Here is a 26,109-nt window from a genome sequence, read left to right as displayed (position 1 = left end):
TCTCTGATCGGTCACAGCGGATCCCGCTGTCCGGCTTCGACTCGTGCAGCGAGGGCGGCCGGGGTGCGGAAACGAGTCGGTGCCCCGCGGCCCGCCGCCCGGTGGCCTTACCGGCTTGATCCCGTCGGCGGGCGGGACAGGGGCGACGTGCAGTTGGCGTCCGGCGAACCCTGGGCCCTTGGGCTTGGGCCCTCAGCGTGTCAGTCAGGCGAGCGTCCGGGGTGGTTCGTCTCGGGCCGGGTACGCGGGATGCGGAGCTCGCTGAGCACGGACCAGGCGACCGACACCATGGGAACGGACACGACCGCGCCGACCACTCCGGCCAGGATGGTGCCGGTGATGACGGAGAGAGCCACCACCACGGGGTGCAGCCGCACCGCCCAGCCCAGTACCAGTGGATGCAGTACGTGGCCTTCGATCTGGCCGACGATCACGATCAGGGCGAGCACCACGATCGCGATGACCGGGCCCCGCGCGGCCAGGGCGACGACCGTGGCCACTGCCAGCGCGATGGGTGAGCCAATCAGAGGGATGAAGGCGGCGAAGAACTCCAGCAGCATCAGCGGCAGGGCCAGCGGCACGCGCAGCGCGAACAGGGCGATCCCGACCAATACGGCGTTGGATGCCGCCACGATGATGATGCCCCGCGTGTACCCGGCGAAGGTGCGCCACGCCGCTCGTCCCGCACGGCCCCAGGTGTCCTGAGTGCCCTCCGGCAACAGATCCTGGAACCAGTACCAGTACTTGTCCCCGGAATGCATGAAGAAGAAGGAGCAGAACAGGGCAAGCGCCGCTGCGGTGAGGACTTCCACCAGCCGCCCGGCGCCGCTGAGCACGCTGCTGATGAGTTCCGAACGGTGCTGCGAGACGAACGTGGACACCTTGCCCTGCAGATCCGAGAGCAGCGAGTGGCTCACGTGGAAGGGGGAGCCTTCGAGCCACCGTTGGATCCGCCCGATGCCCCCGGAGAATTCCTGCCCCAGCCGTGTCGATTCCCCCGCGATCAGGCCGCCGACCAGCCCCAGCAGCCCCAGCACGGCGATCAGGCTGCCCACCACGCTCAACGCAACCGCCGCGGCCCTCGGTAGACGCCGCGCCAGCAGATCAGCCAGCGGACGTAGCACCGAGGTCACGACCAGTGCGAGGAACAGCGCCACACCGACCAGCTGCAATCGCCCCAGGATCGTGAAAACCGCGTACACGGCCACCCCGAGCAGCAGCAGCCGCCATGCGTACGCCGCCGCCACGCGCAGCCCGCGGTTCACAGCCGCGCCATCGCGGTCCCCGGCGGCGCGCCGTACCGCCGTCCCAGTCGTACGAGCCCGTGCCTTCGCCCCCACCCCGCGGGCGGGTCGGCTCGCCGGCACGACATACCGCCGCCGTCGCCCACCGCGACCGGAGCCGGGACGCGAGCCGGGCTCGCCCGGCTGCTGCCGCTGCGAACGACGCGAACCGTCGTCCACCTGTGTGTCACCGCCTCCCGTCGTCGAGTCGCGCAGCTACGTGTCCCCCAAGGGGCAGCTTCGAACGACGCCGTCGGAATCATTTGACTGGGCCGGAGCGGAGCGAACACAAGGGCGTCACGGACAGGGTGTGGCTGTAAAAGAGTCGTCGCAAGCCGGGACGGGGGCGGTCAAGCCCCTGCCCGGGCGGCCCGACCCCCTCCGCTCACGTCCAGTCGGGCATAGCGCAGCCTTCTTCTCCCGCCGTGGGACGCTCTGGTGCTCGGTGTGGCTGGCCGATCAACCAAAGCGATCAGCCCTGGGCCATCCGGGCTCGACGACACGACAACAGCGAACTGTCTCGCCGCGGGTCAGCCAGTCAGCGAACAGACGAAGTCGGCACACGTTCAGCCTGATCGCCGTCAGTATCCGACTCTCTGGCGACTGCACACCGCCTCAGAGGGTCGGCTTGGTCGCCAGTTCACACGCGCGTGCGTACTCGTGTACCAGCGGGCGGTGGTCGTCGGCGCGCCAGGCCATAGCGAAGAGGCTGGGCGAGATGCCCCTCACCGCACGGGTGACGACTCCGCCGAGGGTGATCAGCGGGGCGTTCCCGGCTGCCAGCAAGACCACGCCGAGACCCGCGACGAGCGCCTCGTACGTCTCCTCGGTGCTTGCCACCTCCCCGCCGATGAGTGCCGGCTTCCCACCGCGGACGTCGGTGGCCAGCCAGTAGTCCCGCAGCGGCCCGGCGCTGTTGGGCAGGGCGAGGAACGGCTCGTCCAGCAGATCGGTGAAGTCGATGATCTCCCGGTCGGCGAGCTGGTGAGTATCGGCCATGGCGACAAGGCGGGGTTCCTCGGCGACCACCATCCACCGGTAGCGGTCCGGATCGGGCAGCGGAAGCCAGACGAACGCCGCGTCGCACGTGCCGTCCGCGAGCCCGGCGGTCGAGTCGTCCCAGGAGACCTGGTGAAGTCTGAGGCGGGCGTCGGGGCGCGCGGCGGTGAAGCGGGAGCGGATCGCCGGCAGGACGCCCCCGCGTCCAGGGCTGGTGCTCATCCCCACGACGAGGGTGGCCGACTGGTCGGCCACGGCCCGGGCGACCGCCTCCTGGGCGGCGTCCCACTCGACGAGCATGCGCTGTGCATGCGGCAGGAGCGCTGCACCGACCGGGCTCAGGCGCACTTGGCGCCGGTCGCGCTCGAACAAGGTGGCCCCCACCTGTTTCTCCAGCATTCTGATCTGCTTGCTCAGCGCGGGCTGTGAGACGTACAGCCGCTCGGCTGCGCGCGTGAAGTGCAGCTCCTCGGCCACTGCGGCGAAGTACCTCAGGTCCCGTCCATGAACGTCCATAACCATCGGCTATCACAGGGGATCTTGGACGGGCAACCGGTCTGCCCCGCAAGGTAGTTCACACACGGACCGCCGAGAACAGCGGATCACCCGGCACAAGGAGAAGAAGATGAACAAGGTATGGCTGGTCACCGGGGCGAGCAGCGGGTTCGGCCGGGCGATCACCGAAGCGGCGGTGGCTGCGGGTGACATCGTGGTCGCCGCCGCCCGCCGTACTGCGCTGCTCGACGACCTTGTCGCCGCGCACCCGGACCAGGTCGAGGCGCTACCACTGGACGTCACCGACATTGCGGGCGTCCAAGCCGCGGTCGACGGCGTGGCAGCCCGGCACGGCCGGATCGACGTCCTGGTCAACAACGCCGGACGGGGCCTGGTGGGGGCGGTCGAAGAGACCACTGACGCGCAGCTGCGTGACCTGATGGACCTGCACTTCTTCGGCCCGGCCGCGCTGACCCGGGCCGTGCTGCCGCACATGCGTCACCGGGGCTCGGGCGCCATCGTGCAGCTGACCAGCATGGGCGGGCGGTTCGCCTTCGCCGGAGTCGGCGCCTACTGCGCCACCAAGTTCGCCCTGGAAGGGCTCTCCGAGGCCTTGGCCGCCGAGGTCGCCCCGCACGGCATTCGCGTGCTGATCGTCGAGCCCGGTGCGTTTCGCACCGGCTTCGCGGGCGCCGCAGAACTGCAGCGGTCCGCGCCCCTGGACGCCTACCAGGACACCGTGGGGCCCGTCGTTTCCGGGCTGCCGGGAGGAAGCGGCCAGGAACCCGGCGACCCGGCCAAAGCCGCGGCCGCCATCCTCGCCGCTCTCGACGCCGACGAGCCGCCACTGCGTCTGCCGCTCGGCAACGACGCCGCCGACGCGATCACCGACCATCTCGACCGCAGCAGCACCGAACTCCGCTCCTGGGAAAAGCTGGCCCGCTCCACCGACTTCGACAACTGACACGCAAGAAGAAGAATGGATCGAACGCCGATGAACAGACACCTCAGCCGGTGGTCTTGGATTTGCGCGAACAGTTCTCGACCAGATTCTTGAAGGTGGGGCGTTTGGTCATCAGGGAGATGAGTGACCAAGGCAGGTGGGCTTCCGAATGCTGCGGGAGACGTTCGTAGCCGCGGACATTGCGATGGGCGTTCAAAAGCCGCAGTTTCCAGGGGAGAGTCAACATCGGCGCGCGTAGTGCGCGATGATCACGCCCTTGCCGGTGGTGACGATTCCGGTGAGGTCGAACTCGGTCAGCGGGGCAGGGCCCCCGAACAGCCACGCGCCGCTGCCCAGGGTCGGCGGGTGAATGAGCAGCGTGAAGTGGTCGATCAGGCCAGCGGCTTGCAGGCTCTCGTACCCCCGCGACACACAACGAGCACGAAGTCCGCGCGGCAACCAGCCGGGACGGCAACCACTGGGTGTGGAACGGCGAATGGACGCTACCTGCCGATGGCCACCTGAAGATCGGCCTCGTGTCGATGAACAGGCATCGGGGCAGCCCCTCCGCGTACTGCTCGGCACGCAGAGGGACGGCCGGGTGGACCCCGGCCCTGGTCACCCTCGCCCTGCGGATCGGCGAGGGTGACCCCGTGGGCAAGACCGACAGCTGCCCGCTGGCACAGTAAGAGGCCATCACCGGATTCCGGTGATCATTTGAACGACTTCGGTGAACACACCGACACCTACGGTCACGGTATGCGCTGCTACCAGTACGCCCCCACCGCCTTTGTCGGGTGGACTGACATCGGCGCGAAGAGCCACGCCAGCACAGATCATCGGCGAGGGGCCCACACTCGCCGTGCCGACATCCGAGGGCGATCTAACATGAAAGACAAGGTCTTCTTGATCCCTGCACCTGCCCACAGTGAAACGGCCGGGAGGGCGGCATGGAATTCGGGAACGGAACCGGGCGGCTGGGTGGCTTGCGCTATCTGCCGATTTCCGAGCACGGTCTGATCGGTGATCTTCGTACCGCCGCGCTCGTCGGGACCAACGGCACGATCGACTGGTACTGCTGCCCACGCTTCGACGCACCGAGCGTGTTCGCTTCCATCCTCGACGCCGACCGGGGCGGATCGTTCGAGCTGGCCGCCGAGGTGCAGACACGGACACGGCAGTTCTACTTCCCTGACACCAACGTACTGATCACGCGGTTCTACGCCGCCGACGGGGTGGCGGAGATCCAGGACTTCATGCCGGTCGTCGACGAATCGCGCGAGGCGGACCGGCACCGACTGATCCGGAGGGTGATATGCGTTCGGGGAACTCTTCCGTTCAGAGCGCGGATAGCCCCGCGCTTCGGCTACGGCGCCGAAGCGCACACGGTGCACGTGCAGGCCCATGAGGCCGTCTTTGAGTCCCCCTCGCTCTCACTGGCCCTGACCTCCACCGCACCGCTCGAAAGCGACGGCACGGACGTGTGGTCGCATTTCAAGCTCCTTGAAGGCGAGTCCGTGGTCTTCGCCCTCGACCAGATCAACGATCGCGTCCGCCCGCGGGCCTGTCCGCACGCCGAGGCAGAGGAGCAGTTCGAAGCGACCGTCCGGTTCTGGGTCCACTGGCTGGGCCGCTCGCGCTATCGCGGCCGGTGGCGGGAGATGGTGCACCGCTCCGCGCTGGCGCTGAAGCTGCTCACCTATGTGCCGACCGGTGCGATCGTGGCCGCGCCGACGACCAGCTTGCCCGAACGGGTCGGTGGTGAGCGAAACTGGGACTACCGGTATGTGTGGGTTCGCGACGCCGCCTTCTGTGTCTATGCCTTGCTTCGTCTGGGCTTCACCTCGGAGGCCGAGGCTTTCATGGGCTTCCTGTCCGAGCGTGGCATCATGCGGGGCACCGGCCCCACCGGTCCGCTGCAGATCATGTACGGCATCGACGGGCGCAGTGATCTGCCCGAGTCCGAGCTGCGCCACCTCGAGGGGCACCTCGGATCCGCTCCGGTGCGGCTGGGAAACGCCGCCACCAAGCAGCTCCAGCTGGACATCTACGGCGCGCTGATCGACTCCGTCTACCTGTATGACAAGTGGGGACAGCCCATCAGCAGCGATCACTGGGACGAGGTCGGGGCTGTGGTGGACTGGCTCTGTGACCACTGGGACCAGCCCGACGAGGGCATCTGGGAGACCCGGGGCGGCCGGCGGAACTTCGTCTACTCGCGGCTCATGTGCTGGGTGGCGATCGAACGGGCCATCCGGATGGCCAACCGGCGGGGCCTGCCGGCCGATATCCCCCGCTGGCGTCGGAACCGGGATGCGATCTACCGGCAGATAATGCGACAAGGCTGGTCGGCCGAGCGCGGGGCGTTCACCCAAGGGCTTGGCGACGACGTACTCGATGCTTCCGTGCTGATGATGCCGATGGCCAAGTTCATCTCGCCCACCGACCCCAAGTGGCTCTCGACCCTGGACGCGCTCAGTAAGGACCTGGTCTCCGACTCGCTGGTCTACCGCTACGACCCGGAGGCCAGCCCGGACGGCCTGCGGGGTGCCGAGGGCACGTTCTCGATCTGCTCCTTCTGGTATGTCGAGGCGCTCACCCGCGCCGGACGCCTGGAGGAGGCCCGCGTGGCCTTCGAGAAGATGCTCACGTACGCCAACCACGTCGGCCTCTACGCCGAGGAGATCGGCCGAACCGGAGAACAACTCGGCAACTTCCCACAGGCGTTCACCCACCTCTCACTGATCAGCGCCGCCTTCAATCTCGACCGCGCCCTCGGCTGAGTCCCTTCGATGACCACGCGCTGGTCTTTGGCTCGGCAACCGTCTATTCCGTCCACGCCCGTTGGCGGTAAAATCCCGGGCCCGGCACGAAGTCGCCCTGGAGCGCGAGGAGTGGGGCATCCGCGGGGGCCTCCAAGCTCTGGATGCCGTGAACCGTGCCTGGCACGATGAGCATCCATGAGTGATCAAGAAGCTGCAATGGCCCAGGCCCGTCGACTGGTGGAGGAATTGTTCCCGCATGCGCTCGGAGCCGTTCTTGGCGGCTCAGTTGCCCAGGGACGCGCCACGCCGGCCAGCGACCTGGACATTGGTGTCCTTCTCCCAGACTCGGCCGGAAGCGGTCGGCAGGTCATCCGTCACGACGGGCGACTGGTTGAGTTGTTCCTCAATGCTGTAGGGGACATCCCCAGGTTCTTCGAGTGGGATCGTGCTCGTCGCCGGGCAACAGTGGTATTCGTGTATGCCCATGGTGTGATCTTGGATGATCTTGATGGTCATATAGCCCGCACCCGCCAGCTAGCAGAAGAAGTCGTTGCTTTGGGTCCGCCTTCCTTGACGGCAGATCAGTGGCGCCATGGCCGCTACGTGCTGACGTGCTACCTGGACGACTTGATGGATACACCCGCGGCAAGCCGTCACGAGCAACTTGTCATTGCGGACCACGTGCTGCGGCAAGCGGCCGAGCTCACCACTGCCCACCACGGTGCGTGGACGGGTATCGGAAAGTGGCTACCTCGTCGACTCCTTGAGGCGGACCCAGAGCTGGGCAAGGCACTGTTGGACGGGTATCAAACTGTCGCAGAACAAGCTGACGCAGCCCCTCTGGCAGCCGCTGTGAAGCAGCTACTGGATCTGATCGGCGGACCACTGCGAGAGGGATACTCGAACTCCTGGCAGGCATGACAGGAGCCGTTCGAAGCTTGGGTGGCGCTCTGCCTGCGCCACCCTCGGGCATGTCAGCCGCGGGTTGCGGGACCGGTCGGAAGAACTCTAAGCACGATTGAACTCGTACTTGCGGCTGCACGAATGCCAGGGGAGGCACCCGGGTTCAGTCTCCAGTGGGTCCCAGAATCTCGGACCCCGCGCTTCCGCGTACGGCTGCCTGATGCTCCCCGGATGCGACCTTCGAGCTCGCGCCTATCGGACGCCGTGTTGCCCTTCTCGCCGCGATGGAGGTCGTCGGTCCGCCCCTGCAGACGGACCCCGCTGCCGACGCCATCGACGTCGCCCGCACTGACCGATTGGCCGAAGTATTGCGGCCCCGAATACCGGCGCCCCGACCGCCCGCCCGATCAAGCGAACGACTGCCCCTCGCGCCGGCGTCTCCAGGTCTCATCCTGCTGAGCTGGCGAAAATCCGTGGGGGTGTGATGACGACCCAGATGCGTGTCAAAGGGGTAATGAGTTGATTTTTAAGTCGTGACGGGCGATCGAACTCACTCGATGCTGTCGGTGTCCTCGCCGCAGATGCGGAAGGCGGTGGCGACGGAGGGGCGGTAGCCCATGTTCTTGCCCGAGGTGATGACGAGATTGCGGGCGGTCTCGGAGAGGGGACAGGATGCAGCGGCCCTGGAAGTTGGGGCGACCGGCACCCTGGAGAGGGTGTTGGATGCCCCGTAGTGTGCGGTAGATGACCGATGCATCCATTGCCCCGGGAATCCCGGAGCGGCGCGGCCCTGGCTGGTATCTGTGGTGGCTGATCACCTGTCAGCGCGGCCGGTGCGCGGCCGGGGCGGCATTGGGCAGCGCTTGGATGGTCGGTCTGACGCTGCCTCCTTTTGTGCTCTCCCGCGCGGTCGATGACGGGCTGGAGCCGGGACGTGCGGGTGAGCTGGCGGGTTGGTGTGCGGTGCTGCTGGGGGCGGGGGTGGTGAACGCCTGGCTGGCCATCATGCGGCATCGCACGATGACCCGGATTCGGTTGGATGCCGTCTTTCGTACGGCGCAGGTCGTGGTGGCGCACGCGACGCGGCTGGGGTCCACGCTGCCGCGACGCGTAGAGGCCGGAGAGGTGGTCACGATCGGGTTCGGTGATGCCGCGGCGATGGCGGACACGCTGACCATCACCGGTCCCGGGGTCGGTGCTGTGGTGGCCTACGGTGTCGTGGCCGTGTTCTTGCTGTCCGTCTCCTGGTTGCTCGCTGTGGTCGTGCTGCTGGGTGTGCCTCTGTTCGCGCTGTCGGTCGGCCCGTTGCTGGGCCGGTTGCAGGGGGTGCAGATGGCTTACCGGGAGCAGCAGGGTGGGCTCGCGGCCCGGTTCGGGGACATCGTCGGGGGGCTGCGCGTCCTGGGCGGTCTTGGCGGCAAGCAGGTGTACGCCGAGCGTTACCGCCGCGATTCGCAAGCGCTGCAGGCTCAGGGGTATCGGGTCGCGGCAGTAACCAGTTGGATTGGTGCCCTCGGCGTCGGCCTGCCGATGCTGTTCCTTGCCGTGGTCACCTGGCTTGCTGCCCGGATGGCTGCTCAAGGTGCCATCACGGTGGGGGAGTTGGTGGCCGTTTACGGATATGTTGCGGTTCTCGCGGTGCCGGTGTCGTTCTTCATCGAGGGCGGCTCCGATCTCAGCCGCGGACTGGTCGCCGCACGGCGTCTGCTGCGCTTCCTCGACCTGGAGCCCGATGCGGCCGATCCCACGGCGGGCGCAGACGCACCCGGGCCGTCGTCCGTACTGCGCGATCCGGCCTCCGGCGTCGAGGTGGCGCCCGGGAAGCTGACCGCGCTGGTCAGCGCCCGGTCGTCGCAGGCCGCTGCTGTGATCGACCGCCTCGGCCGGTTCACCGACACGGCGGCGACCTGGGGCGTGGTACGGCTCGACAGCATCGCCCTTGAGCAGGTCCGCGGCCGCATCCTGGTCGCGGACAGCGAGGCCGAACTGTTCGCCGGGACACTGCGCGAGATGGTCGCGGGTCGTCGGGAACGGAGCAATGAGGCCCTCAGCTGGGCCGTCCGCGCGGCCATGGCGGACGACATCATGCTCGGCCTGCGCGACGGGCTCGACTCGACCATCGATGCACAGGGCCGCAACCTCTCCGGCGGCCAGCGGCAGCGCATCCGCTTGGTGCGGGCACTGCTGGCGGATCCCGAGGTACTGCTGGCGATCGAGCCCACTTCGGCGCTGGATGCGCACACCGAGGCGGCCGTCGCGGTCCGGCTGCGTGCCGTGCGCGAGGGCCGTACCACCGTTGTCACCAGTACCTCACCGCTCCTGCTGGACCAGGCGGATGTCGTGTACTACCTCGTCGGCGGCGAGGTGGCCGCCGCCGGAAGCCACCAGGAACTCCTTCAAGGCCAGCCCGGCTACCGCAGGCTGGTCTCGCGCGGCGCGGAGGGCGGGACGGACCCGGACGGCCCTGGACAACCGACCCGGCAGGCCGTCCGATGACCGCCGGCCCGCAGCAGGCGGCCGGGCAGCTCCCCATCGCCGAGCCGTCCCACCTACGGCGTGCGGCGCTTGAGTTGATCCGCCGCGAGGCACGCGCTTTCGCCGGTTTGATCGCCCTCAACGCGCTGGCAGTCGGCGCTGGTCTAGTCGGCCCGTGGCTGCTCGGCCGGATCATCGACGCGGTCAAGGCGGGCAGTGGTGCGGCGGCCGTGGACCGCTTCACGCTTGCCCTCGTCGGGTGCGCGGCTGCCCAGTTGGTGCTCACGCGTTACGCCCGGTTGGTGGGAGACCGATTCGGCGAGCGGATCTCGGCGCGGGTGCGAGAGCGGTTCGTCGACCGCGTGCTCGCGCTGCCGGCATCCGTCGTGGAGCGCGCAGGAACGGGTGATGTGACCACCCGCGGCAGTACCGACGTCGCGTCTGTCGCCGTCACCCTGCGCGACATCGGGCCAGACGTGCTCATCGCCGCAGTGCAGGCGCTGTTCATCCTCGGCGCGGTCTTCGCCCTCGACCCGCTGCTCGGCGCCTGCGCGGTGGTGGGTCTGAGCGGCATCTACTTCGCCAGCCGCTGGTACCTGCGCCAGGCGCGCCGCGCCTATCTCGCTGAGGGAGCGGCCAATTCGGTGCTCGCGGAGCTCATCGCGACCACGGCCTCCGGCGCGCGCACCATCGAGGCCTTCGGACTGCAGCAGCAACGCATCACCGCATGCCAGGCGGCGATCGAGGAGTGCCGACGCACCCGGATGCGAACACTGTTCCTACGCAGCGTGCTCCTCCCGTCCGTGGACGTCTCCTATGTCATACCGGTGGTCGGTGTGCTGCTCATCGGGGGCGTACTGCATGACCACGGCGCCATGAGTCTGGGTGCGGTGGTCGCCTCCGCGATGTATCTGCGGCAACTGTCTGCCCCGCTGGACACGATCCTGCAGCGCCTGGAGCAGCTGCAGAGCAGCAGCGCCTCCTTCGCCCGGGTCGAAGGGCTGGGACAGGTGCCCCAGGCGTCCGCGGGCACCTACTGTGCCCCCGCCGACGACCGCATCGAGGTGACCGGCGTGCGCTATGCCTACGACGGCGGTGGCGATGTGCTGCACGGCATCGACCTGACCGTGAAGGAGGGCGAACGGCTGGCGATCGTCGGCCCTTCCGGCGCGGGCAAATCCACCCTGAGCAGACTGCTCGCGGGCATCGACGCGCCCCGCACCGGAACGGTGACGGTCGGCGGGGCCCCGATCCGCGACCTCGGCCCCGACCTGCTGCGCCGGCAGGTCGTCCTGATCACCCAGGAACACCACATCTTTCTCGGCACGGTCCGCGACAATCTGCTGATCGCGGCACAGACCGCCACTGATACCGAACTCCACGCCGCCCTGGCGGCCGTCGGCGCCGAGTGGGCCGACGAGCTGCCGGACGGCCTGGACACCGAGCTGGGCGCCGCAGGACATCGACTCGACGGCTCGCAGGCACAGCAACTTGCCCTGGCGCGTGTGGTGTTGGCCGATCCGCACACGCTGATACTCGACGAGGCCACCGCACTCCTCGACCCGCGCACCGCACGCCACACCGAACGCGCGCTGGCCGCCGTTCTCAGGGGACGCACCGTCATCGCCATCGCACACCGCCTGCACACCGCGCATGACGCTGACCGGATCGCCGTGATGGAAGGCGGCCGCATCACCGAAGACGGCACCCACGATGACCTCGTGACCTCCGACGGCGCCTACGCCGCGTTGTGGCAGTCATGGCACGGCGAGCGGCCGTCGTAGGGCCTCTTGAGTCCACGACGTGGGGCAGAGGGTGCTTGTCGTGGCCGATCGCCCTCACCGACTTCGGGCAGTTCGTCATCCAGGGCGTAGCGGCGCTGTCCATGCTCATCGCTGTCATCGTCAAGCTCGGCGGGTTCTCCGGCCTCGGCTCGATGTGGGACAAACTGCCCGACGGGCACACACACCCGCTGGTCGGGCAGTGGACCGCCGGCTTCCTGACCGCCTACATCGTCATCAAGCTCTTCGAGTACAACGGCGGCATGTGGAACCTGGCCCAGCGCTACATGGCCACCGACTCCGCCCCATCCGCCCGCCGTTCGGCCGGCCTGTCCGCCGTCCTCTACCTGATCTGGCCGGCAGTACTGCTGTTCCCGTCCGTCGCAGCCGCGGTGCTGATGCCGCACGTCGCCGACGCGCAGCAGGTGTACGCGCTGATGGCGAAGGCCTATCTGCCCGCAGGGCTCGTCGGCCTCACGCTCGCCGGGATGTTCTCGCACACCATGGCGATGGCCTCGTCCGACGCCAACGCCATCTCGGCGGTCGTCACCCGTGACATCCTGCCGGTCGTCTCCCGCCGTGCCCGCACGATGAGCACGCAGGCGGGATTGCTGGCCGCCCGCGTGTGCACAGTCGTCTTCGTGTCGATCAGCATGATCGTGGCGATCGAGGCCGACCACTTCGGCAGAGTCCTCGGCATCATCGTGGCACTGGTCGCGGCTGTCATGGGGCCGATCTCCATCCCCATGCTCCTCGGCCTGCTGCCGGCCTTCCGGCGCTGCGGCCCGATCGCGGCGATCAGCTCGTGGGCGCTCGGTCTGGGAGCGTACTTCCTCCTCAAGTACGACATCGAACCGTCCAACCAGACATGGCTCGTGGCCACACCGCTGGTCACCTCACTCGTCGTGTACGTGGGGCTCGGTCTGCTGAAGCCCGAGCCGAACGACGAGGCAGACGCGATAGTTGCCGCGGTGTCCTCCGACGGCCCCCAGGGAGCCGCCGTTCAGGCGCCCGCGCCGACCGCAGCGACCGCTGACTGAACCTCGAGTGGGTGTTGCCCCTCGGCTGCGTGCCTCAGGACGCGGCAGCTGAGGGGTCGGCGCCCACCCACCAGCCATTGCTGCATGCAGGAACGGCCCCTGCCGGTGAGCGTGACCTACGAGCGAAGGAGCGGCATGGAACGGCACCGCACACGTCCCAGGCCTCGCGGGCCGAGATCGGCCGCATGACCCCGTACGATCCCGACGGCAGCGCCGGAACGCTCGACGCTCCGCACGTGCGCATCGACGGACGCCAAGTGGCCGCCGACGGTACCTGGCCGGGCTTCCACCCGACCGTATTGCGGGCCACCGGAAGTCGGACGGCCCTGACCCTGGCGGCGGGCGAAGCCGCGGTCGTCGCCTCGCCAAGCCGGCCATGCCGCAGGCAACCGCATCCCACGCCGCACTGACACCGGGTCCGGGCATGACCGTGCGGGACACGTACGCCGGGCCGTGGTTCCGAGAACGATGCCTCCACGTCGATTGACCGAGCGGAACGGCCTCACTCTGTCGTCCTCTGTGAAAGGCCTGCCGCCTGAAGGGAACGCGGATGGACACGCGCTCGTTAGCTGACTGGTGACTATGTTCCTGCTGGTGGGGCGTGGGTTCGTAACTCGCTGTTCAACCACTGGTGATGGGGTGTGCGCCGTCGGTGTGTGCCGTACAGTCACCCGCCAACTGCGAAGAGAGACCCAGAAATCGAGGGGGCGGGGTAGTGGCAAGCATCCAGGAGACGTGGTGGGACCGTGCAGCATGCCGGGCAACGGACCCGGAGGAGCTGTTCGTCGAGGGGGCGGCACAGTCCGGCGCCAAGCGCGTCTGCACCACGTGCCCAGTGAAGACCGAGTGCCTGGCTCACGCCTTGGACCAGCGCATTGAGCACGGTGTCTGGGGAGGAATGACGGAACGTGAGCGCCGTGCGCTGCTGCGCCGGCGCCCGACCGTCACCTCCTGGCGCCGGCTCCTGGAGACCGCACGGTTTGAGCACCAACAGGCACACGGCAGGCGCGATCGGGTTTCCTGACCGCGCTACGGCTCGACGGCCGTCCGGAGCGATGCCGCGTAGCGGGGCATCTGCTCAGGTCACCGGCAGCCCGTGGCCGGCGAGCCATGCCCTTCGCCTGCGGTTCGAGGCCTGGGCCGACCACGCGTCCTGGACTGTCTTCGTCAGCTGCTGCCGGGTGAGTTCGCCGATGCGGCTCGCACGCAACCGCACGGATGGGTGGCCGTCGAAGTGCGATGTCCTGCAGAACGGCAGCGACGGGTCTTGAAGCATCGCTTGTTTGTCGACCTCGGACGGCACCCAGAACATGATCACGTCCGGATAGGGTTCGCCGGTCTCGGGATCGACCGCGTCCGGCCGCGGGGTGCGGAAGAGGACGAACGACTTGCCGCCGACTTGGTACACCTTGTTGCCCCGCGGCCCGGCCCGTGTTGGAGCGTGACGTGAGGCATTGGTGCTCGCCGGTATGCGCACCGGATCCCGGAGGAGCGCCGCGGAGCGCATCGTGGTGAGGACTTCGGCCCCTGGGTGACATGGCCGGGATACGGAGCGGAAACAGAGCGCCCCTCTAATTCCTGTCGATCGACAGGAATCAGAGACCCGCTTCGCGACAGGGGATCGCCATGCCCGTGACCACTGACATGACTCCACCCGCGCCCGCCCCGCCCGGTGACGTGAGCGACGGCAGTTCGCTCGCCGCCTTCGGATACCCCCAGGAGCTGCGGCGGCAGATGGGGCGGTACGCGTCCTTCGCCGCCGGGTTCTCCTTCATCTCCGTCCTGACGACGGTCTTCCAGTTCTTCTCCCTCGGCTTCTCCTTCGGCGGCCCCCTCTTCTTCTGGGCCTGGCCGGTCGTGCTCGCGGGGCAGCTGCTCGTCGCCGCCTGCTTCGCCGAACTCGCCGCGCGCTACCCGATCTCCGGTGCCATCTACCAGTGGTCGACCCGGCTGAGCAGCCCGGCGTTCGGCTGGTTCACGGGCTGGATCATGGTGATCGGGCAGATGGTCGTGGTCGCCGCCGCGGCGCTCGCGCTGCAGGTCGTCATGCCTGCGATCTGGTCCGGATTCCAGGTCGTGGGCGGCGATCCCTCACCCACCACCGCGACCGGGGCGGCCAATGCCGCGGTGCTGGCTGTCGTCCTGCTGGTCCTGACCACGGTCGTGAACGTCCTCGACAACCGCGTCATGTCGGCCCTCAACCGGGTCGGAGTCACTGCCGAGATCATCGGCGCGGTCCTCATCGTCGTGCTGCTGTTCACCCATGTCGAGCGCGGCGCCGGCGTCACGCTCGAGACCGGCGGCCGCGGCGGCCCGATCGCCGCGCTGCTGGTGGGCTCGTTCACGGCGGCGTACGTCCTTATCGGCTTCGACAGCGCGGGCGAGATGAGCGAGGAGACACACCATCCGCGCCGGACCGCGCCGCGCACGATCATCAGTGCCCTTGCCGCGGCCGGCGTCCTGGGTGGCCTGCTGGTGCTCGGCGGCGTGCTCGCCGCACCGAGCCTTTCGGACGGCCGTCTCGCCACCGAGGGCCTGAGCTACGTCCTCACCAGCAGCTTGGGCGACGGAGTGGGCAAGGCGCTCCTCGCGGATGTGGCGGTCGCCATCGCCGTCGCCACGCTCGCCATCCAGACCGCCGGGACACGGATGCTGTTCTCGATGGCGCGTGACGGCGTTCTTCCCTGCTCGTCATGGCTGGCGAAGGTCTCGCCGCGTACGGGAATGCCCTTCGGTCCCGCCCTGGTGGTCGGCGTCGCGGCGGCGGCACTCGCACTGCTCAACTTTGCTTCCCCGGAAGCGTTCCTGGCCGTCGGGACGACGTGCATCGCGATGCTGTATCTCGCGTACGCAGGGGTCACCGGTCCGATGCTGGTGCGGCGGCTGCGCGGCGAGTGGGACTGGCGGAGGCCGGGCGGGACCGACGAAACCGGCCGCCCGCTGTTCTCGCTCGGCCGGTGGGGCCTGCCGGTCAACGTCTTCGCCCTCGCGTACGGCCTGTTCATGACCGTCAATCTGGCGTGGCCGCGTGCCGACGTGTACGACCCGGCGGGCGGTCACTGGTACTTCCAGTGGTTCACCGTCCTGTTCGTCGGCGCCACCGTCGCCATGGGCGCCGCCTACCGCTGGTCCCGTCGCCGCAGGGGCGCCGTCTCGCAGACAGCGGACCGGGGTGGGCAGGACGCCCGTCCCGGGGCCGAAGCCGAGGTCGTACAGGCGTCAATCACCCGGGACTGAAAGGTCCCGGGCTTGCGCAACGGGCGCCACTGGCTGTGGTGCTGCGTTTGCGTCCTGTCCCACGCCCGGTGTTCGGGGGTGGGTCTGGGGCGGTTGACTGCGCCCCGCATCTCCACAACTCTTCCGCACGGTGGCGGATGTTGCGGGAGCCGTTGCGGTCTGCGTGATCAACGAATCCGCAGGACCGGCATACGAAACGGGCCTGGGAGGCCCGGTTCGCCTTGTCGATGTGCCCGCACTGCGCGCAGGTGCGGGAGGTGTACGCCGGATCGACGTGTACCACCGGTACCCCTGCCTTGCGGGCCTTGTACGCGATGAAATCTCCGAGTTGGGCGAAGGCCCAGGTGGAGTGGGTGGCCCGTTGGGGCTTGCGAAGCCGTACCCGTGCGCGGATGCCCGTGAGGTCTTCCAGGGCGATTCCGCGACCGGTGCGTTCTGCCTCGGCCACCACATGTTTCGCGATCTTGTGGTTGATGTCCTTAACCCGCCGCGCCTCCTTACGGCGCCGCTTCTTCAGGCGCCGTTTGGCGGACGGGGTGTTCTTGCGCTGGAGTTTCTGCCGCAGGACGCGCTCGCGCAGGCGTCCGCGGTTCAGCCGGCGTCCGGCCATGATCTGACCGTCCGAGGTGGTCGCGATGTTCACGATCCCCAGATCGACCCCCAGAAACTGGGTGACACTGGTGTTGAGTTCGGCCTCGGGGACCTCGCAGGTCGCGATCAGGAACCACATGCCGTCACGGAACAACAGATCGGACTCACCCCTGCGGCACAGAGCCAGGCGAGCCAAATGCTCGGGAGCGGCGGTGAACGCCACCTGCTTCATCCGGCCCGACAGGGTCCAGATGGACACCGTGCGCTGCGTGTACTGCCAAGACAGCATTCGGTCGTCATAGGGCTGGGCGCCCTCCGGGCGGAAGGCGATCGGTTTCTCGACGGCCCGTCGGTAGCGCTTGGAGGAGGGCTTGCCGAGATTTCCTGCCGTCAGGTTCGCCTTGAGCGTCGTGTACGCGTCGCAGGTCTTCTTGATGACGTGCTGGGCGGCCTGGGCTCCGAGCCCCCACCGGTCCTTGACCGCCGTGTAGGTGTGCTCACGCAGGGCGAAGTTGCGCTTGATGTCCTTCTCGAACGCCACGGACGACACCCAGGTCGCGGCCTGATTGCAGGCGTGCAGGGTTTCCTCAAGTGCCGTCGCATGCAAGGGCGTCGGCAGGAGTTTCACCTGCACGGTTAACTTCACGACCGTGACGCTACCTGCCGCCTGACGTACCGGCATTCGAACAGTGCACATTTTTCGCCGGGCGCTGCGGCCCGGTTTCTTGCGTGCGCTCCGCGCCCGTTGCCGCGGCGATGCTGCGCATCGCCACCACAGGATGCGATTCCTCCCGGGGGTGAACCCCCGGGGTTCCTCGCAAGAGCACGCTGACATCTGCGCCCGGGCCTTCGGTACGGCAGGCCGCTTACGCCGCGAGGAGCTGCTGCCCCTCGCGGCGCAGCCGTGCCAGGGAGCGCTGCGGCACGCCGACGACCCGTAGCGCCGCGTCCGCCGTCGCCTCCGCCAGGGCCTGAGGCGCGCGGCCGGGGTCTGCGCGCCGGATGAGGATCACGCTCTCCGTGAGGCCGAAGACGAGGTCCGTACGCAGCGACAGCTCCTCCGCGCCGAGAGGTGAACCCGCCACCGTCGCCGACAGCAACTCGCCGTAGCTCGCCTGGAGTTCCGTTCGGAGCGTCTGGAAGACGCCAAAGTGCTCCGTCTGCACCTCGGGCAACAGGTACAGCGCCCCCAGGTTGTGCGGACCGCTGCACAGGAGCATCACGTCGGAGCGGCACAGGGCCCACAGCCGCGCCTCCGGCGGAGCCTCGGTGCGGGTCACCAGCTCGCGCGCGATCTCCAGGGAGGGGCGGACCGTCCCTTCCAGGAGCGTCGCGAGGATCGCTTCCTTCCCGTCGAAGTAGTGGTAGAGGGAGGCCTGGCGCAGGCCGGCCCGCTCGGCGACAGCCCGGGTGGAGGTCGCGGTGTAGCCGCGGGTGGTGAACAGTTCGGCCGCAGCGGAGAGGACCTCGTCGCGCGGCTCCAGTCCGCTGGCGGGACGTTCCTGGGCGCGCGGACGGCCGACTCGGCGACTGGTGGGCGGGCTCATCCCGCGATCTTCGCACAGGCCCGGAAGGCGCCTGCGGGCCCGGCCGCGAGTGAGTTTGCGGTTACCGCCCCGAAACGCACGGGCAACGGCTGTGACTCTCCCGAACCCTAATTTCTGTCGCACGACAGAAATGACGTCGAGTCGGAGGTTAAGCCGTGGCGACAGATTCAGCGACAGCGTCGGCCTATGGCGCCCGCGACCATGCGCGCGCCCAGGAGGGCACGAAGGCCGACACCATGCCCGTACTCCCCGCGAGCAGCTGGCCCACACCCCCCGAGGCCGTCGCCGCCGAGGACCTCGTATGGGCCGAGACCGTGGCGGGCGGCAACTACACCCACAAGATCATCGGCCGTGGCCACGAACTGCGGCTGACCGACCTCACCGGCGACGCCTGCGCACACCTCCTGCTGTACAGCGCCGACCGCCCCTGGGAACGGCTGAACACTGCCGACACCGTCAAGGTCCTCTGGAATGCCTACCTCGGTGAGGGGCACCTGCTCCTGTCCGACCAGGGCCGTGTTCTCGCCTCGATCACCGAGGACACCTCAGGGCGGCACGACGCCCTCACCGGCACCTCCACCCTCGCGCACAACACCGCGCGCTACGGCGACGGAACTCCTCAGTCGGACTCCCCGGCCGGGCGGGAGCTGTTCAAGCTCGCTGCCCTCAAGAACGGTCTCGCGGCGCGCGACATCCCGCCGTCCCTCTCCTTCTTCCAGGGCGTCCGGATCGGCGAAGACGGCAGCACCGAGTTCACCGGCTCCGCCGGCGCCGGCACGTCCGTCACGCTGCGCGCCGAACAGGACGTCACGGTCCTCGTCGCCAACGTCGCGCACCCGCTCGATCCGCGCCCCACCTACACCTGCGGACCCCTCGAACTCCTCGCCTACCGGGCGCGGCCCACCGCCCCCGCCGACGCGCTCTGGAACGCCACCCCCGAGGGCAGCCGCGCCTATCGCAACACCGCCGACCACCTCACCGCCCGGGGGATCGCATGACCACCACCACCGGCAGCCCGTACGCCCCGGGCCGCGTCATCCACGACGAGACCGTCCCCGCCCGCGCCGCCTGGTCGGCCGTCGTGCCCGAGGGCCGGCTGCTGACCATCACCGACCTGCACGGCAACCAGGCCGCGGACTTCCTCCTCTACGACGCGCACGACACCTCCGTGCGCTACAGCGCCCCCGACACCATCCAGGCCCAGGCCAACATCTTCCTGACCACCGGATCCGTGCTGATGTCGAACGAGCACACCTCGCTGATGACCGTCGTCGAGGACACCTGCAAGCGCCACGACACCATCGGCGGAGCCTGCTCCAAGGAGTCCAACACCCTCCGCTACGGCCACCACACCTGGTCCCAGCACGCCTGCGTGGAGAACTTCCTCGCCGAGGGCAGCAAGCACGGCCTCGGCAAGCGGGACCTGGTGTCCAACATCAACTGGTACATGAACGTGCCCGTCGAGCAGGACGGCACCCTCGGCATCGTCGACGGCATGTCCGCCCCGGGCCTGAAGGTCGTGCTGCGCGCGGAGACCGACGTCATCGCGCTGCTGTCCAACTGCCCCCAGATCAATAACCCTTGCAACGGATTCGCCCCGACCGCCTTGCAAATGACGATCACCGAGTCGGACGAGGGCTGAGCCACCATGACGTTCGACACCCTGCTGGTCGCCAACCGCGGCGAGATCGCGGCGCGCATCATCCGCACCGCCCGTACACTCGGCCTGCGCACCGTCGCGGTCTACTCCGACCCCGACCGAGGCGCCGAACACGTCCGGCTGGCCGACGAGGCCGTTCGTCTCGGCCCCGCCCCCGCCAAGGAGTCCTACCTCGACGTCGGCCTGATCCTGAAGGCAGCCAAGGACACCGGCGCCGGCGCCATCCACCCCGGCTACGGATTCCTGTCCGAGGACGCCGACTTCGCCCGCCGCTGCGCCGACGCGGGGATCGTCTTCGTCGGCCCCACCCCCGAACAACTGGAGCTGTTCGGCGCCAAGCACACCGCGCGCGCCGCAGCCCGGACGGCGGGAGTCCCGCTCGCCTCCGGCACCGGACTGCTGCCCGACGCGCAGGCGGCCGTGGCGGCGGCGCAGGAGATCGGCTTCCCGGTGATGCTGAAAGCGACCGGAGGCGGCGGGGGCATCGGCATGCAGGCCTGCCGTGACGCCGACGATCTCGCCGACGCGTGGGAGCGGGTGCAGCGCGTCGCCGCGGCCTCCTTCTCCTCCACGGGTGTCTTCCTGGAACGCCTCGTCGAGCGCGCCCGCCACGTCGAGGTGCAGGTCTTCGGCGATGGCGAAGGCCGCATCGTCACCTTCGGCGACCGTGACTGCTCACTGCAGCGCCGCAACCAGAAGGTCCTGGAGGAGGCCCCGGCGCCCGGCCTCCCGGACCACGTTCGCCGACAACTGGCCGCCGCAGCAAAGAACTTGTGCGCGTCGGTGAATTACCGCTCCGCCGGCACGGTCGAGTTCGTCTACGACGCCGCCCGCGAAGAGGCGTACTTCCTCGAGGTCAACACTCGCCTCCAGGTCGAGCACCCGGTCACCGAGGAGATCTACGGCGTCGACCTCGTCGCCTGGATGCTGCGCCTCGCGCAGGGCGACACCTCGGTCGTCACCGAGCCCCCGGCCCCGAACGGCCACGCCGTTGAGGCACGCCTCTACGCCGAGGACCCCTCCCGCGACCACCGCCCGAGCGGAGGCCTGCTGACCCGCGTCGCCTTCCCTGACGGCGTCCGCGTGGACACATGGGTGGAGACCGGAACCGAGGTCACCACCTCCTACGACCCGATGCTCGCCAAAGTCATCGCACACGGCGCCGACCGCGCCGAGGCGCTCGACAGGCTGGACGCGGCGCTCGCCGCCACCCGCGTCGACGGCATCGAGACCAACCTCGGCCTGGTGCGCGCCGCGCTCGCGGACGCCGACGTGCGAGCCGCGGTCCACTCCACCGTCTCGCTCGCGGCCGTCAGCGACCCGACGCCCCGTATCGAGGTGGTCGCACCCGGCACCTTGACCACGGTGCAGGACTGGCCCGGCCGTACCGGGTACTGGCAGGTCGGCGTCCCTCCGTGCGGTCCGATGGACGACCTGTCCTTCCGGCTCGGCAACACCGCGCTCGGCAACGACGAGGGCGCTCCCGGCCTCGAGTGCACCCTCCAGGGTCCCTCTCTCCGGTTCACCCACCCGACGACGATCTGCGTCACCGGCGCCCCGGCCCAGGTGACCGTCGACGGCACGGCCGTACCCCAGTGGGAGCCGGTCACCGTCGAGGCCGGCCAGACCCTCGCCGTCGCGGCGCCCCACGAGCAGGGCCTGCGCACCTACGTCCTGTTCGCCGGCGACCTGGACGTCCCCGAGTTCCTGGGCAGCGCCGCCACCTTCACCCTCGGCCGGTTCGGCGGCCACAGCGGCCGCGCCCTGCGTGCCGGGGACGTCCTGCACGGCGGGGAACAGCGTCACGAGACGTCCGTCGTCCCGCTCGACGGGCGTCCCGTCTTCGACAGCGAGTGGAGGGTCGGAGCAGTCGAAGGACCGCACGCCGCCCCCGAGTTCTTCACCGAGGACGACATCCGCGACTTCTACGCCGCCGACTGGAGGGTCCACTTCAACTCGGCGCGCACCGGTGTCCGACTGATCGGTCCCAAACCGCGCTGGGCCCGTACGGACGGCGGCGAGGCGGGCCTGCACCCGTCCAACATCCACGACACGCCGTACTCGGTCGGCGCCGTCGACTACACCGGCGACATGCCCGTTCTCCTCGGCCCCGACGGCCCCTCCCTCGGCGGCTTCGTGTGCCCGGCGACGATCGCCACCGGACAGCGCTGGAAGCTGGGCCAGTTCCGGCCCGGCGACACCGTCCGCTTCGTGCCCGTCACCACGGAAACCGCCGCAGGGCTGCGGCGGAACCCGGCCGCGACCCTGCGCGCCGACCGCGAGGCCATCGTCGACGGCGGCATCCTCGCCCGTTCGGTGGAGACCGGCACCAGGCCATCGGTCACGTACCGGCGCAGCGGCGACGACAACCTCCTCATCGAGTACGGGCCGATGCAGCTCGACCTGGCGCTGCGGATGCGCGTCCACGCGCTCGCGGACGCGCTGGCCACCCGGGAGCTCGACGGCATCGTCGACCTGACCCCGGGCATCAGGTCCCTCCAGGTCCGGACCGACCCCGACGTACTGCCGCAGGACAAGCTCCTCGAAGCCGTGCTGCTGCTCGAGGCCGAACTCCCCGCCACCGACGAGCTGGTGGTGCCCAGCCGGATCGTGCACCTGCCGCTGTCCTGGGACGACCCGGCCACCCGTGAGGCCATCGCCCGTTACATGGCGGGCGTGCGCGACGACGCCCCGTGGTGCCCGTGGAACATCGAGTTCATCCGCCGCGTCAACGGTCTGGAGACGGTCGACGAGGTGTACCGCACGGTCTTCGACGCCGAGTACCTGGTCCTGGGCCTCGGGGACGTGTACCTCGGCGCCCCGGTCGCGACCCCGCTGGACCCGCGCCACCGCCTGGTCACCACCAAGTACAACCCGGCGCGCACCTGGACCGCGGAGAACTCCGTCGGCATCGGCGGCGCGTACCTGTGCATCTACGGCATGGAGGGCCCCGGCGGCTACCAGTTCGTCGGCCGCACCACCCAGGTGTGGTCCGGCTGGCAGCAGCGCGGCGCCTTCGAACACGGCAAGCCCTGGCTGCTGCGCTTCTTCGACCGCATCAAGTGGTACCCGGTCGAGGCGGACGAACTACTTGAGCTGCGCGCCGACATCACGTCCGGCCGTTTCGTGCCCAGGACCGAGGAAGGAACCTTCTCGCTCGCCGAGTACCAGGGGTTCCTCGCCGAGAACGCCGCGTCGATCTCCGGCTTCCGAGCCCGCCAGGGCGAGGCGTTCCGTGCCGAGCGCGACGCCTGGGAGGCGGCGGGCGAGTTCGCTCACGCCGAGGCGGCCGCAGAGGCCGTCCCACCGGCCGCCGACATCGAGGTCCCCGAGGGCGGCCACCTGATCGAGGCGGAGTTCGCCGCCTCCGTCTGGCAGGTCAACGTCGAGGTCGGCGACCAGGTCGCGGCAGGACAGCAGCTTCTCGCGCTCGAAGCGATGAAAATGGAGTCACGGGTCGCGGCCCCAGCCGACGGCATCGTCACGGAGATCCTCACCAAACCGGGCAGCCAGGTCGAGGCGGGCACCGCGCTCGTCGTCCTCACACCCCTCGGAACCACGGAGGCAGCCGCGTGATCACCGCAGTGGAACGGGTGCGGGCCGCCTACGCGCGCATCGCGCACGTGGACCGCACCGAGGTATGGATCTCCCTGCGCCCGCAGGCAGACGCGGAGGCGGACGCCGCCGCGATCGACGCGAAGGTCGCCGCCGGTGGGTGGCTGCCGCTCGCGGGGACCGTGTTCTCGGTCAAGGGCAACATTGATGTGGCCGGGCTGGCGACCTCCGCAGGCTGTCCCGCGTACGCGTACGAGCCGGACGCCGACGCCCCGGTGGTGGCCCGCCTGAAGACGGCGGGCGCCGTGGTCCTCGGCACCACGAACCTCGACCAGTTCGCGACCGGCCTGGTCGGCACCCGCAGCCCCTACGGCGCGGTCCGCAACGCCGTCGACCCGGAGTACGTGTCCGGAGGATCCTCGTCCGGCTCGGCGGTCTCGGTCGCACTCGGCATCGCCGACCTCGCGCTCGGCACGGACACCGCAGGATCGGGCCGGGTCCCGGCGGCCTTCAACGGCATCGTCGGCCTCAAGCCGACCATCGGCCTTGTCCCCACCGAGGGCGTCGTCCCGGCCTGCGCATCGCTCGACTGCGTGACCGTCTTCGCCCGTACGCTCCCGGAAGCCGAGCTGGCACTGTCCTGCATGGCGGCGCCGCCCGGCCGCGACCTCCCGTCGCTCGAACAACGCGCCCCGGGCCCGTGGCGTATCGCCGTGCCCGATCGCGGACAGCTCGGAGACCTGGACAAGGGCTGGGCCGAGGCCTTCGACGCAGCCGCCACCCGGCTCGCCGACGCGGGCGCCGAGCTCCTGCCCGTCGACCTCGCCCCGTTCACCGAGGCGGCGGCAATGCTGTACGAAGGCGCGTTCGTCGCCGAGCGCTACACCGCCGTAGGCGCCTTCATCGACGCGCACAAGGACTCCGCTGACCTCGACCCGACCGTGGCCGGGATCATCTCCGCGGCCCGGGACATCCCGGCCCGCCGGCTCTACGCCGACCAGGCGAAGCTCGAGTCCCTGCGCTCCCGGGCCCTCGCATCGCTCGGCGTCGCGGACGCGCTGCTCCTGCCGACGACACCGGGGCACCCCACCATCGCCGAGGTCGCGACCGACCCACTGGGCGCCAACGCGCGGCTCGGCCGGTTCACCAACTCGACGAACCTGTTCGACCTGGCGGCGGTCGCCGTTCCGGCCGGCGAGGTGAACGGGCTGCCGTTCGGCGTCATGCTGGTCGGCCGAGCCTTCACTGACCAACGGCTCGCACGCATCGCCGGGGCACTCACCGCCCCGCCGCTGCGGCTCGCGGTGGTGGGTGCGCACCTTTCCGGGCAGCCGCTGAACGGGCAACTGCTCGCCCTGGGCGCCCGTCTGGTCCGCACGACAACGACCGCCCCCGCCTACCGCCTGTACGCACTCGACACGACACCGCCCAAGCCGGGACTGGTCCGCACCCGGGAAGGCGGGGGAGCGATAGAGGCCGAGGTGTGGGAACTGCCCGCAGAGGGGCTCGGCGCGCTCCTCGCGAAGCTGCCCCGCCCGATGGCGCTCGGCAGTGTGGAGCTCGCGGACGGCAGCCTCGTCCCCGGCTTCCTCTGCGAACCCGAGGCCATCGAGTCCGCGCAGGACATCACGTCGTACGGAGGCTGGCGCGCGTACGTGGCCAGTTCTTGAGGCAGCCGAACACTGTGCGTGTGGGGGAGCCCTTCACTCCGGTCACGTGGCACTGCAGACCTATGCCGAGAGCCTCCTGAACCGCCTCGACGATCCGCACCGAACCGACGACGCCACTCTTCTCGCGCTGCGCCGCACAACGGAGCCTCGGCAGACCAGTTGACGCGAGCGCTGCGCAGCCGTGAGCAGTGCCGCGCTGTTACGCACTTTTGGGTGATGAGGGCGGGGTAGCGGTCGTGGCTGCGGGCGCCGACGCGTTGCGGGAGAGCGGCTGTGATGCCAATTTGGTGCATTCGGTGTGTAGATGGATGTTACATGCGAGAGTGACAGAAATGTGTCTGAACTGTAACGGCGTTCACGCCTTGCTCACATCTGGCGGCGACTGAGGCACGTTGTGGGTCCTCGGCCATCGGGCCGGGATCAGCACACAACGGACCTGCGGCGCACACGCCGGGACACAGGTCCGCAAGTTCGAAATGAGGGGCATTCATGTCCGCTTTCATGTCTGTCGCTGCCCGTCGTACGGGTGCCGCCGTTCTGGCGGCCGGCGCGCTGGTCGGGACTTTCGCGGCGTCGGCCTCCGCCGCCCCGGGGGCGCGTCCGCACCGCGAGTTCGTTGAGATCAGCGGCGTGCAGTACGACGCGCCCGGTTGGGACAACCGCGGCATCCGCTCGCTGAACGGCGAATGGGTCGACGTCACCAACACCTCCCGCCACGCGGTGAACCTCGACGGGTGGACCCTGTCGGGCGAGGACGGTCACACCTACACCTTCCACCACTACCGTCTGGGAGGCCGCTCCACCGTCCGCGTGCACACGGGCTACGGCCACGACACCTACCGTGACGTCTACCAGGACCGGCGTAACCACGTCTGGGACAACCGTTCCGACACGGCCACCCTGCGCGACGACCGCGACTGGAAGGTCGACACCTTCTCCTGGGGAAGCTACCGCGATCGTGACCGCCACGACCGCGACGGCGGCCGCGACTACCGCGACCGCGACCGCCACGACCGCGACCGCCACGACGGTGACCGCCACGACGGTGACCGCCACGACGGCGGTCACGGTGGGCGCCGCTGACCTGACGTGAAGGGAAGCGCGGGCCGAGCCGTCCGTGCCTCCCCGCCAGTCTCCTGAGGGGCGTGCCCGCAGATCGCCGTCT

General features: G+C 69.3%; 21 protein-coding genes. 14 read left to right on the top strand and 7 right to left on the bottom strand.

Going from position 1 to position 26,109, the window contains the following annotated elements:
- Window positions 1-200: 200 nt before the first annotated feature.
- Both OG758_RS01675 and OG758_RS01670 read right to left on the bottom strand, forming a co-directional pair.
- A complete protein-coding gene (locus tag OG758_RS01675; protein WP_442810239.1) occupies window positions 201-1,463 on the bottom strand; it encodes an AI-2E family transporter in 1,263 nt (420 codons plus the stop codon).
- Between the two features lie 435 nt (window positions 1,464-1,898).
- Window positions 1,899-2,804, bottom strand: a complete 906-nt coding sequence (locus OG758_RS01670) for a LysR family transcriptional regulator (RefSeq protein WP_326708258.1) — start codon at window positions 2,802-2,804, stop codon at window positions 1,899-1,901.
- A 103-nt stretch (window positions 2,805-2,907) separates the two neighbouring features.
- Between OG758_RS01670 and OG758_RS01665 the strand changes: the two genes are divergently transcribed.
- Window positions 2,908-3,741, top strand: a complete 834-nt coding sequence (locus tag OG758_RS01665) for an oxidoreductase (protein ID WP_326708257.1) — start codon at window positions 2,908-2,910, stop codon at window positions 3,739-3,741.
- 219 nt (window positions 3,742-3,960) lie between these two features.
- On the opposite strand, the gene OG758_RS01660 is transcribed toward OG758_RS01665, so the two are convergent.
- Window positions 3,961-4,152: a dihydrofolate reductase family protein gene (locus tag OG758_RS01660; RefSeq protein WP_326708256.1), complete on the bottom strand. Its 192-nt coding sequence runs from the start codon at window positions 4,150-4,152 to the stop codon at window positions 3,961-3,963.
- Between the two features lie 104 nt (window positions 4,153-4,256).
- Between OG758_RS01660 and OG758_RS01655 the strand changes: the two genes are divergently transcribed.
- From OG758_RS01655 to OG758_RS01645, 3 genes are all read left to right on the top strand, one after another.
- Window positions 4,257-4,409, top strand: a complete 153-nt coding sequence (locus OG758_RS01655) for a hypothetical protein (RefSeq protein ID WP_326708255.1) — start codon at window positions 4,257-4,259, stop codon at window positions 4,407-4,409.
- Window positions 4,410-4,670: 261 nt separating this feature from the next.
- Window positions 4,671-6,503 (top strand): glycoside hydrolase family 15 protein, encoded by a 1,833-nt coding sequence (locus tag OG758_RS01650; protein ID WP_326708254.1) that lies wholly within the window; start codon window positions 4,671-4,673, stop codon window positions 6,501-6,503.
- Window positions 6,504-6,680: 177 nt separating this feature from the next.
- Entirely contained in the window at window positions 6,681-7,406 is a 726-nt protein-coding gene (locus OG758_RS01645; protein WP_326708253.1) for a nucleotidyltransferase domain-containing protein, read from the top strand.
- A 532-nt stretch (window positions 7,407-7,938) separates the two neighbouring features.
- Here OG758_RS01645 and OG758_RS01640 read toward each other — a convergent pair.
- Window positions 7,939-8,094 (bottom strand): hypothetical protein, encoded by a 156-nt coding sequence (locus OG758_RS01640; protein ID WP_326708252.1) that lies wholly within the window; start codon window positions 8,092-8,094, stop codon window positions 7,939-7,941.
- A gap of 38 nt (window positions 8,095-8,132) precedes the next feature.
- Between OG758_RS01640 and OG758_RS01635 the strand changes: the two genes are divergently transcribed.
- The 4 genes from OG758_RS01635 to OG758_RS01620 all read left to right on the top strand — a co-directional run bounded on the left by OG758_RS01635 (window position 8,133) and on the right by OG758_RS01620 (window position 13,708).
- Complete coding sequence (locus OG758_RS01635) at window positions 8,133-9,884, top strand: ABC transporter ATP-binding protein (protein WP_326708251.1); 1,752 nt, start codon at window positions 8,133-8,135, stop codon at window positions 9,882-9,884.
- Window positions 9,881-11,647 (top strand): ABC transporter ATP-binding protein, encoded by a 1,767-nt coding sequence (locus OG758_RS01630; RefSeq protein WP_326708250.1) that lies wholly within the window; start codon window positions 9,881-9,883, stop codon window positions 11,645-11,647. The genes OG758_RS01635 and OG758_RS01630 overlap by 4 nt, the downstream gene beginning before the upstream one ends.
- 35 nt (window positions 11,648-11,682) lie before the next feature.
- Window positions 11,683-12,684 (top strand): sodium:solute symporter family transporter, encoded by a 1,002-nt coding sequence (locus OG758_RS01625; RefSeq protein ID WP_326708249.1) that lies wholly within the window; start codon window positions 11,683-11,685, stop codon window positions 12,682-12,684.
- A gap of 724 nt (window positions 12,685-13,408) precedes the next feature.
- Window positions 13,409-13,708, top strand: coding sequence for a WhiB family transcriptional regulator (locus tag OG758_RS01620; protein WP_326715765.1), 300 nt, complete (start codon window positions 13,409-13,411; stop codon window positions 13,706-13,708).
- A 54-nt stretch (window positions 13,709-13,762) separates the two neighbouring features.
- Here the strand turns inward: OG758_RS01620 and OG758_RS01615 are convergent, their stop codons facing one another.
- Entirely contained in the window at window positions 13,763-14,191 is a 429-nt protein-coding gene (locus tag OG758_RS01615; protein ID WP_326708248.1) for a hypothetical protein, read from the bottom strand.
- Window positions 14,192-14,310: 119 nt separating this feature from the next.
- Here OG758_RS01615 and OG758_RS01610 point away from each other — a divergent pair, with 119 nt between their 5' ends.
- A complete protein-coding gene (locus OG758_RS01610; RefSeq protein ID WP_382100829.1) occupies window positions 14,311-15,921 on the top strand; it encodes an amino acid permease in 1,611 nt (536 codons plus the stop codon).
- On the opposite strand, the gene OG758_RS01605 is transcribed toward OG758_RS01610, so the two are convergent.
- The gene (locus OG758_RS01605) at window positions 15,908-17,194 is read right to left on the bottom strand and encodes an RNA-guided endonuclease InsQ/TnpB family protein (RefSeq protein WP_326708247.1); all 1,287 of its coding nucleotides are present in this window, start codon (window positions 17,192-17,194) and stop codon (window positions 15,908-15,910) included. The genes OG758_RS01610 and OG758_RS01605 overlap by 14 nt on opposite strands.
- Window positions 17,195-17,378: 184 nt before the next feature.
- Window positions 17,379-18,059, bottom strand: coding sequence for a TetR/AcrR family transcriptional regulator (locus OG758_RS01600; RefSeq protein ID WP_326708246.1), 681 nt, complete (start codon window positions 18,057-18,059; stop codon window positions 17,379-17,381).
- 155 nt (window positions 18,060-18,214) lie between these two features.
- Here OG758_RS01600 and OG758_RS01595 point away from each other — a divergent pair, with 155 nt between their 5' ends.
- The 5 genes from OG758_RS01595 to OG758_RS01575 all read left to right on the top strand — a co-directional run bounded on the left by OG758_RS01595 (window position 18,215) and on the right by OG758_RS01575 (window position 26,027).
- Window positions 18,215-19,057, top strand: coding sequence for an urea amidolyase associated protein UAAP1 (locus tag OG758_RS01595; RefSeq protein WP_326708245.1), 843 nt, complete (start codon window positions 18,215-18,217; stop codon window positions 19,055-19,057).
- Window positions 19,054-19,701: an urea amidolyase associated protein UAAP2 gene (locus tag OG758_RS01590; RefSeq protein WP_326708244.1), complete on the top strand. Its 648-nt coding sequence runs from the start codon at window positions 19,054-19,056 to the stop codon at window positions 19,699-19,701. Before OG758_RS01595 ends, OG758_RS01590 begins: the two co-directional genes overlap by 4 nt.
- Before the next feature lie 6 nt (window positions 19,702-19,707).
- Window positions 19,708-23,295: an urea carboxylase gene (gene uca / locus OG758_RS01585; RefSeq protein WP_326708243.1), complete on the top strand. Its 3,588-nt coding sequence runs from the start codon at window positions 19,708-19,710 to the stop codon at window positions 23,293-23,295.
- Window positions 23,292-24,944 carry an allophanate hydrolase gene (gene atzF / locus OG758_RS01580; RefSeq protein WP_326708242.1) on the top strand — a complete coding sequence of 551 codons (1,653 nt, stop codon included), beginning with the start codon at window positions 23,292-23,294 and terminating at the stop codon, window positions 24,942-24,944. The genes uca and atzF overlap by 4 nt, the downstream gene beginning before the upstream one ends.
- A 501-nt stretch (window positions 24,945-25,445) precedes the next feature.
- Window positions 25,446-26,027 carry a lamin tail domain-containing protein gene (locus OG758_RS01575; RefSeq protein WP_326708241.1) on the top strand — a complete coding sequence of 194 codons (582 nt, stop codon included), beginning with the start codon at window positions 25,446-25,448 and terminating at the stop codon, window positions 26,025-26,027.
- Window positions 26,028-26,109 lie beyond the last annotated feature (82 nt).

Source organism: Streptomyces sp. NBC_01474, assembly GCF_035918215.1.
Lineage (GTDB): Bacteria > Actinomycetota > Actinomycetes > Streptomycetales > Streptomycetaceae > Streptomyces > Streptomyces aureus.
The sequence above is the reverse complement of the archived record's forward strand: the minus strand, read 5'-3'. Positions and strand labels throughout refer to the sequence as shown.

What these genes read in the sequence shown, in the direction of transcription:
- OG758_RS01670 (WP_326708258.1), bottom strand. Translation starts at nt 2,804, where the DNA reads ATGGTTATGGACGTTCATGGACGGGACCTGAGGTACTTCGCCGCAGTG.
- OG758_RS01665 (WP_326708257.1), top strand. Translation starts at nt 2,908, where the DNA reads ATGAACAAGGTATGGCTGGTCACCGGGGCGAGCAGCGGGTTCGGCCGG.
- OG758_RS01650 (WP_326708254.1), top strand. Translation starts at nt 4,671, where the DNA reads ATGGAATTCGGGAACGGAACCGGGCGGCTGGGTGGCTTGCGCTATCTG.
- OG758_RS01645 (WP_326708253.1), top strand. Translation starts at nt 6,681, where the DNA reads ATGAGTGATCAAGAAGCTGCAATGGCCCAGGCCCGTCGACTGGTGGAG.
- OG758_RS01635 (WP_326708251.1), top strand. Translation starts at nt 8,133, where the DNA reads ATGACCGATGCATCCATTGCCCCGGGAATCCCGGAGCGGCGCGGCCCT.
- OG758_RS01630 (WP_326708250.1), top strand. Translation starts at nt 9,881, where the DNA reads ATGACCGCCGGCCCGCAGCAGGCGGCCGGGCAGCTCCCCATCGCCGAG.
- OG758_RS01615 (WP_326708248.1), bottom strand. Translation starts at nt 14,191, where the DNA reads ATGCGCTCCGCGGCGCTCCTCCGGGATCCGGTGCGCATACCGGCGAGC.
- OG758_RS01610 (WP_382100829.1), top strand. Translation starts at nt 14,311, where the DNA reads ATGCCCGTGACCACTGACATGACTCCACCCGCGCCCGCCCCGCCCGGT.
- OG758_RS01605 (WP_326708247.1), bottom strand. Translation starts at nt 17,194, where the DNA reads ATGCCGGTACGTCAGGCGGCAGGTAGCGTCACGGTCGTGAAGTTAACC.
- OG758_RS01600 (WP_326708246.1), bottom strand. Translation starts at nt 18,059, where the DNA reads ATGAGCCCGCCCACCAGTCGCCGAGTCGGCCGTCCGCGCGCCCAGGAA.
- OG758_RS01590 (WP_326708244.1), top strand. Translation starts at nt 19,054, where the DNA reads ATGACCACCACCACCGGCAGCCCGTACGCCCCGGGCCGCGTCATCCAC.
- uca (WP_326708243.1), top strand. Translation starts at nt 19,708, where the DNA reads ATGACGTTCGACACCCTGCTGGTCGCCAACCGCGGCGAGATCGCGGCG.
- OG758_RS01575 (WP_326708241.1), top strand. Translation starts at nt 25,446, where the DNA reads ATGTCTGTCGCTGCCCGTCGTACGGGTGCCGCCGTTCTGGCGGCCGGC.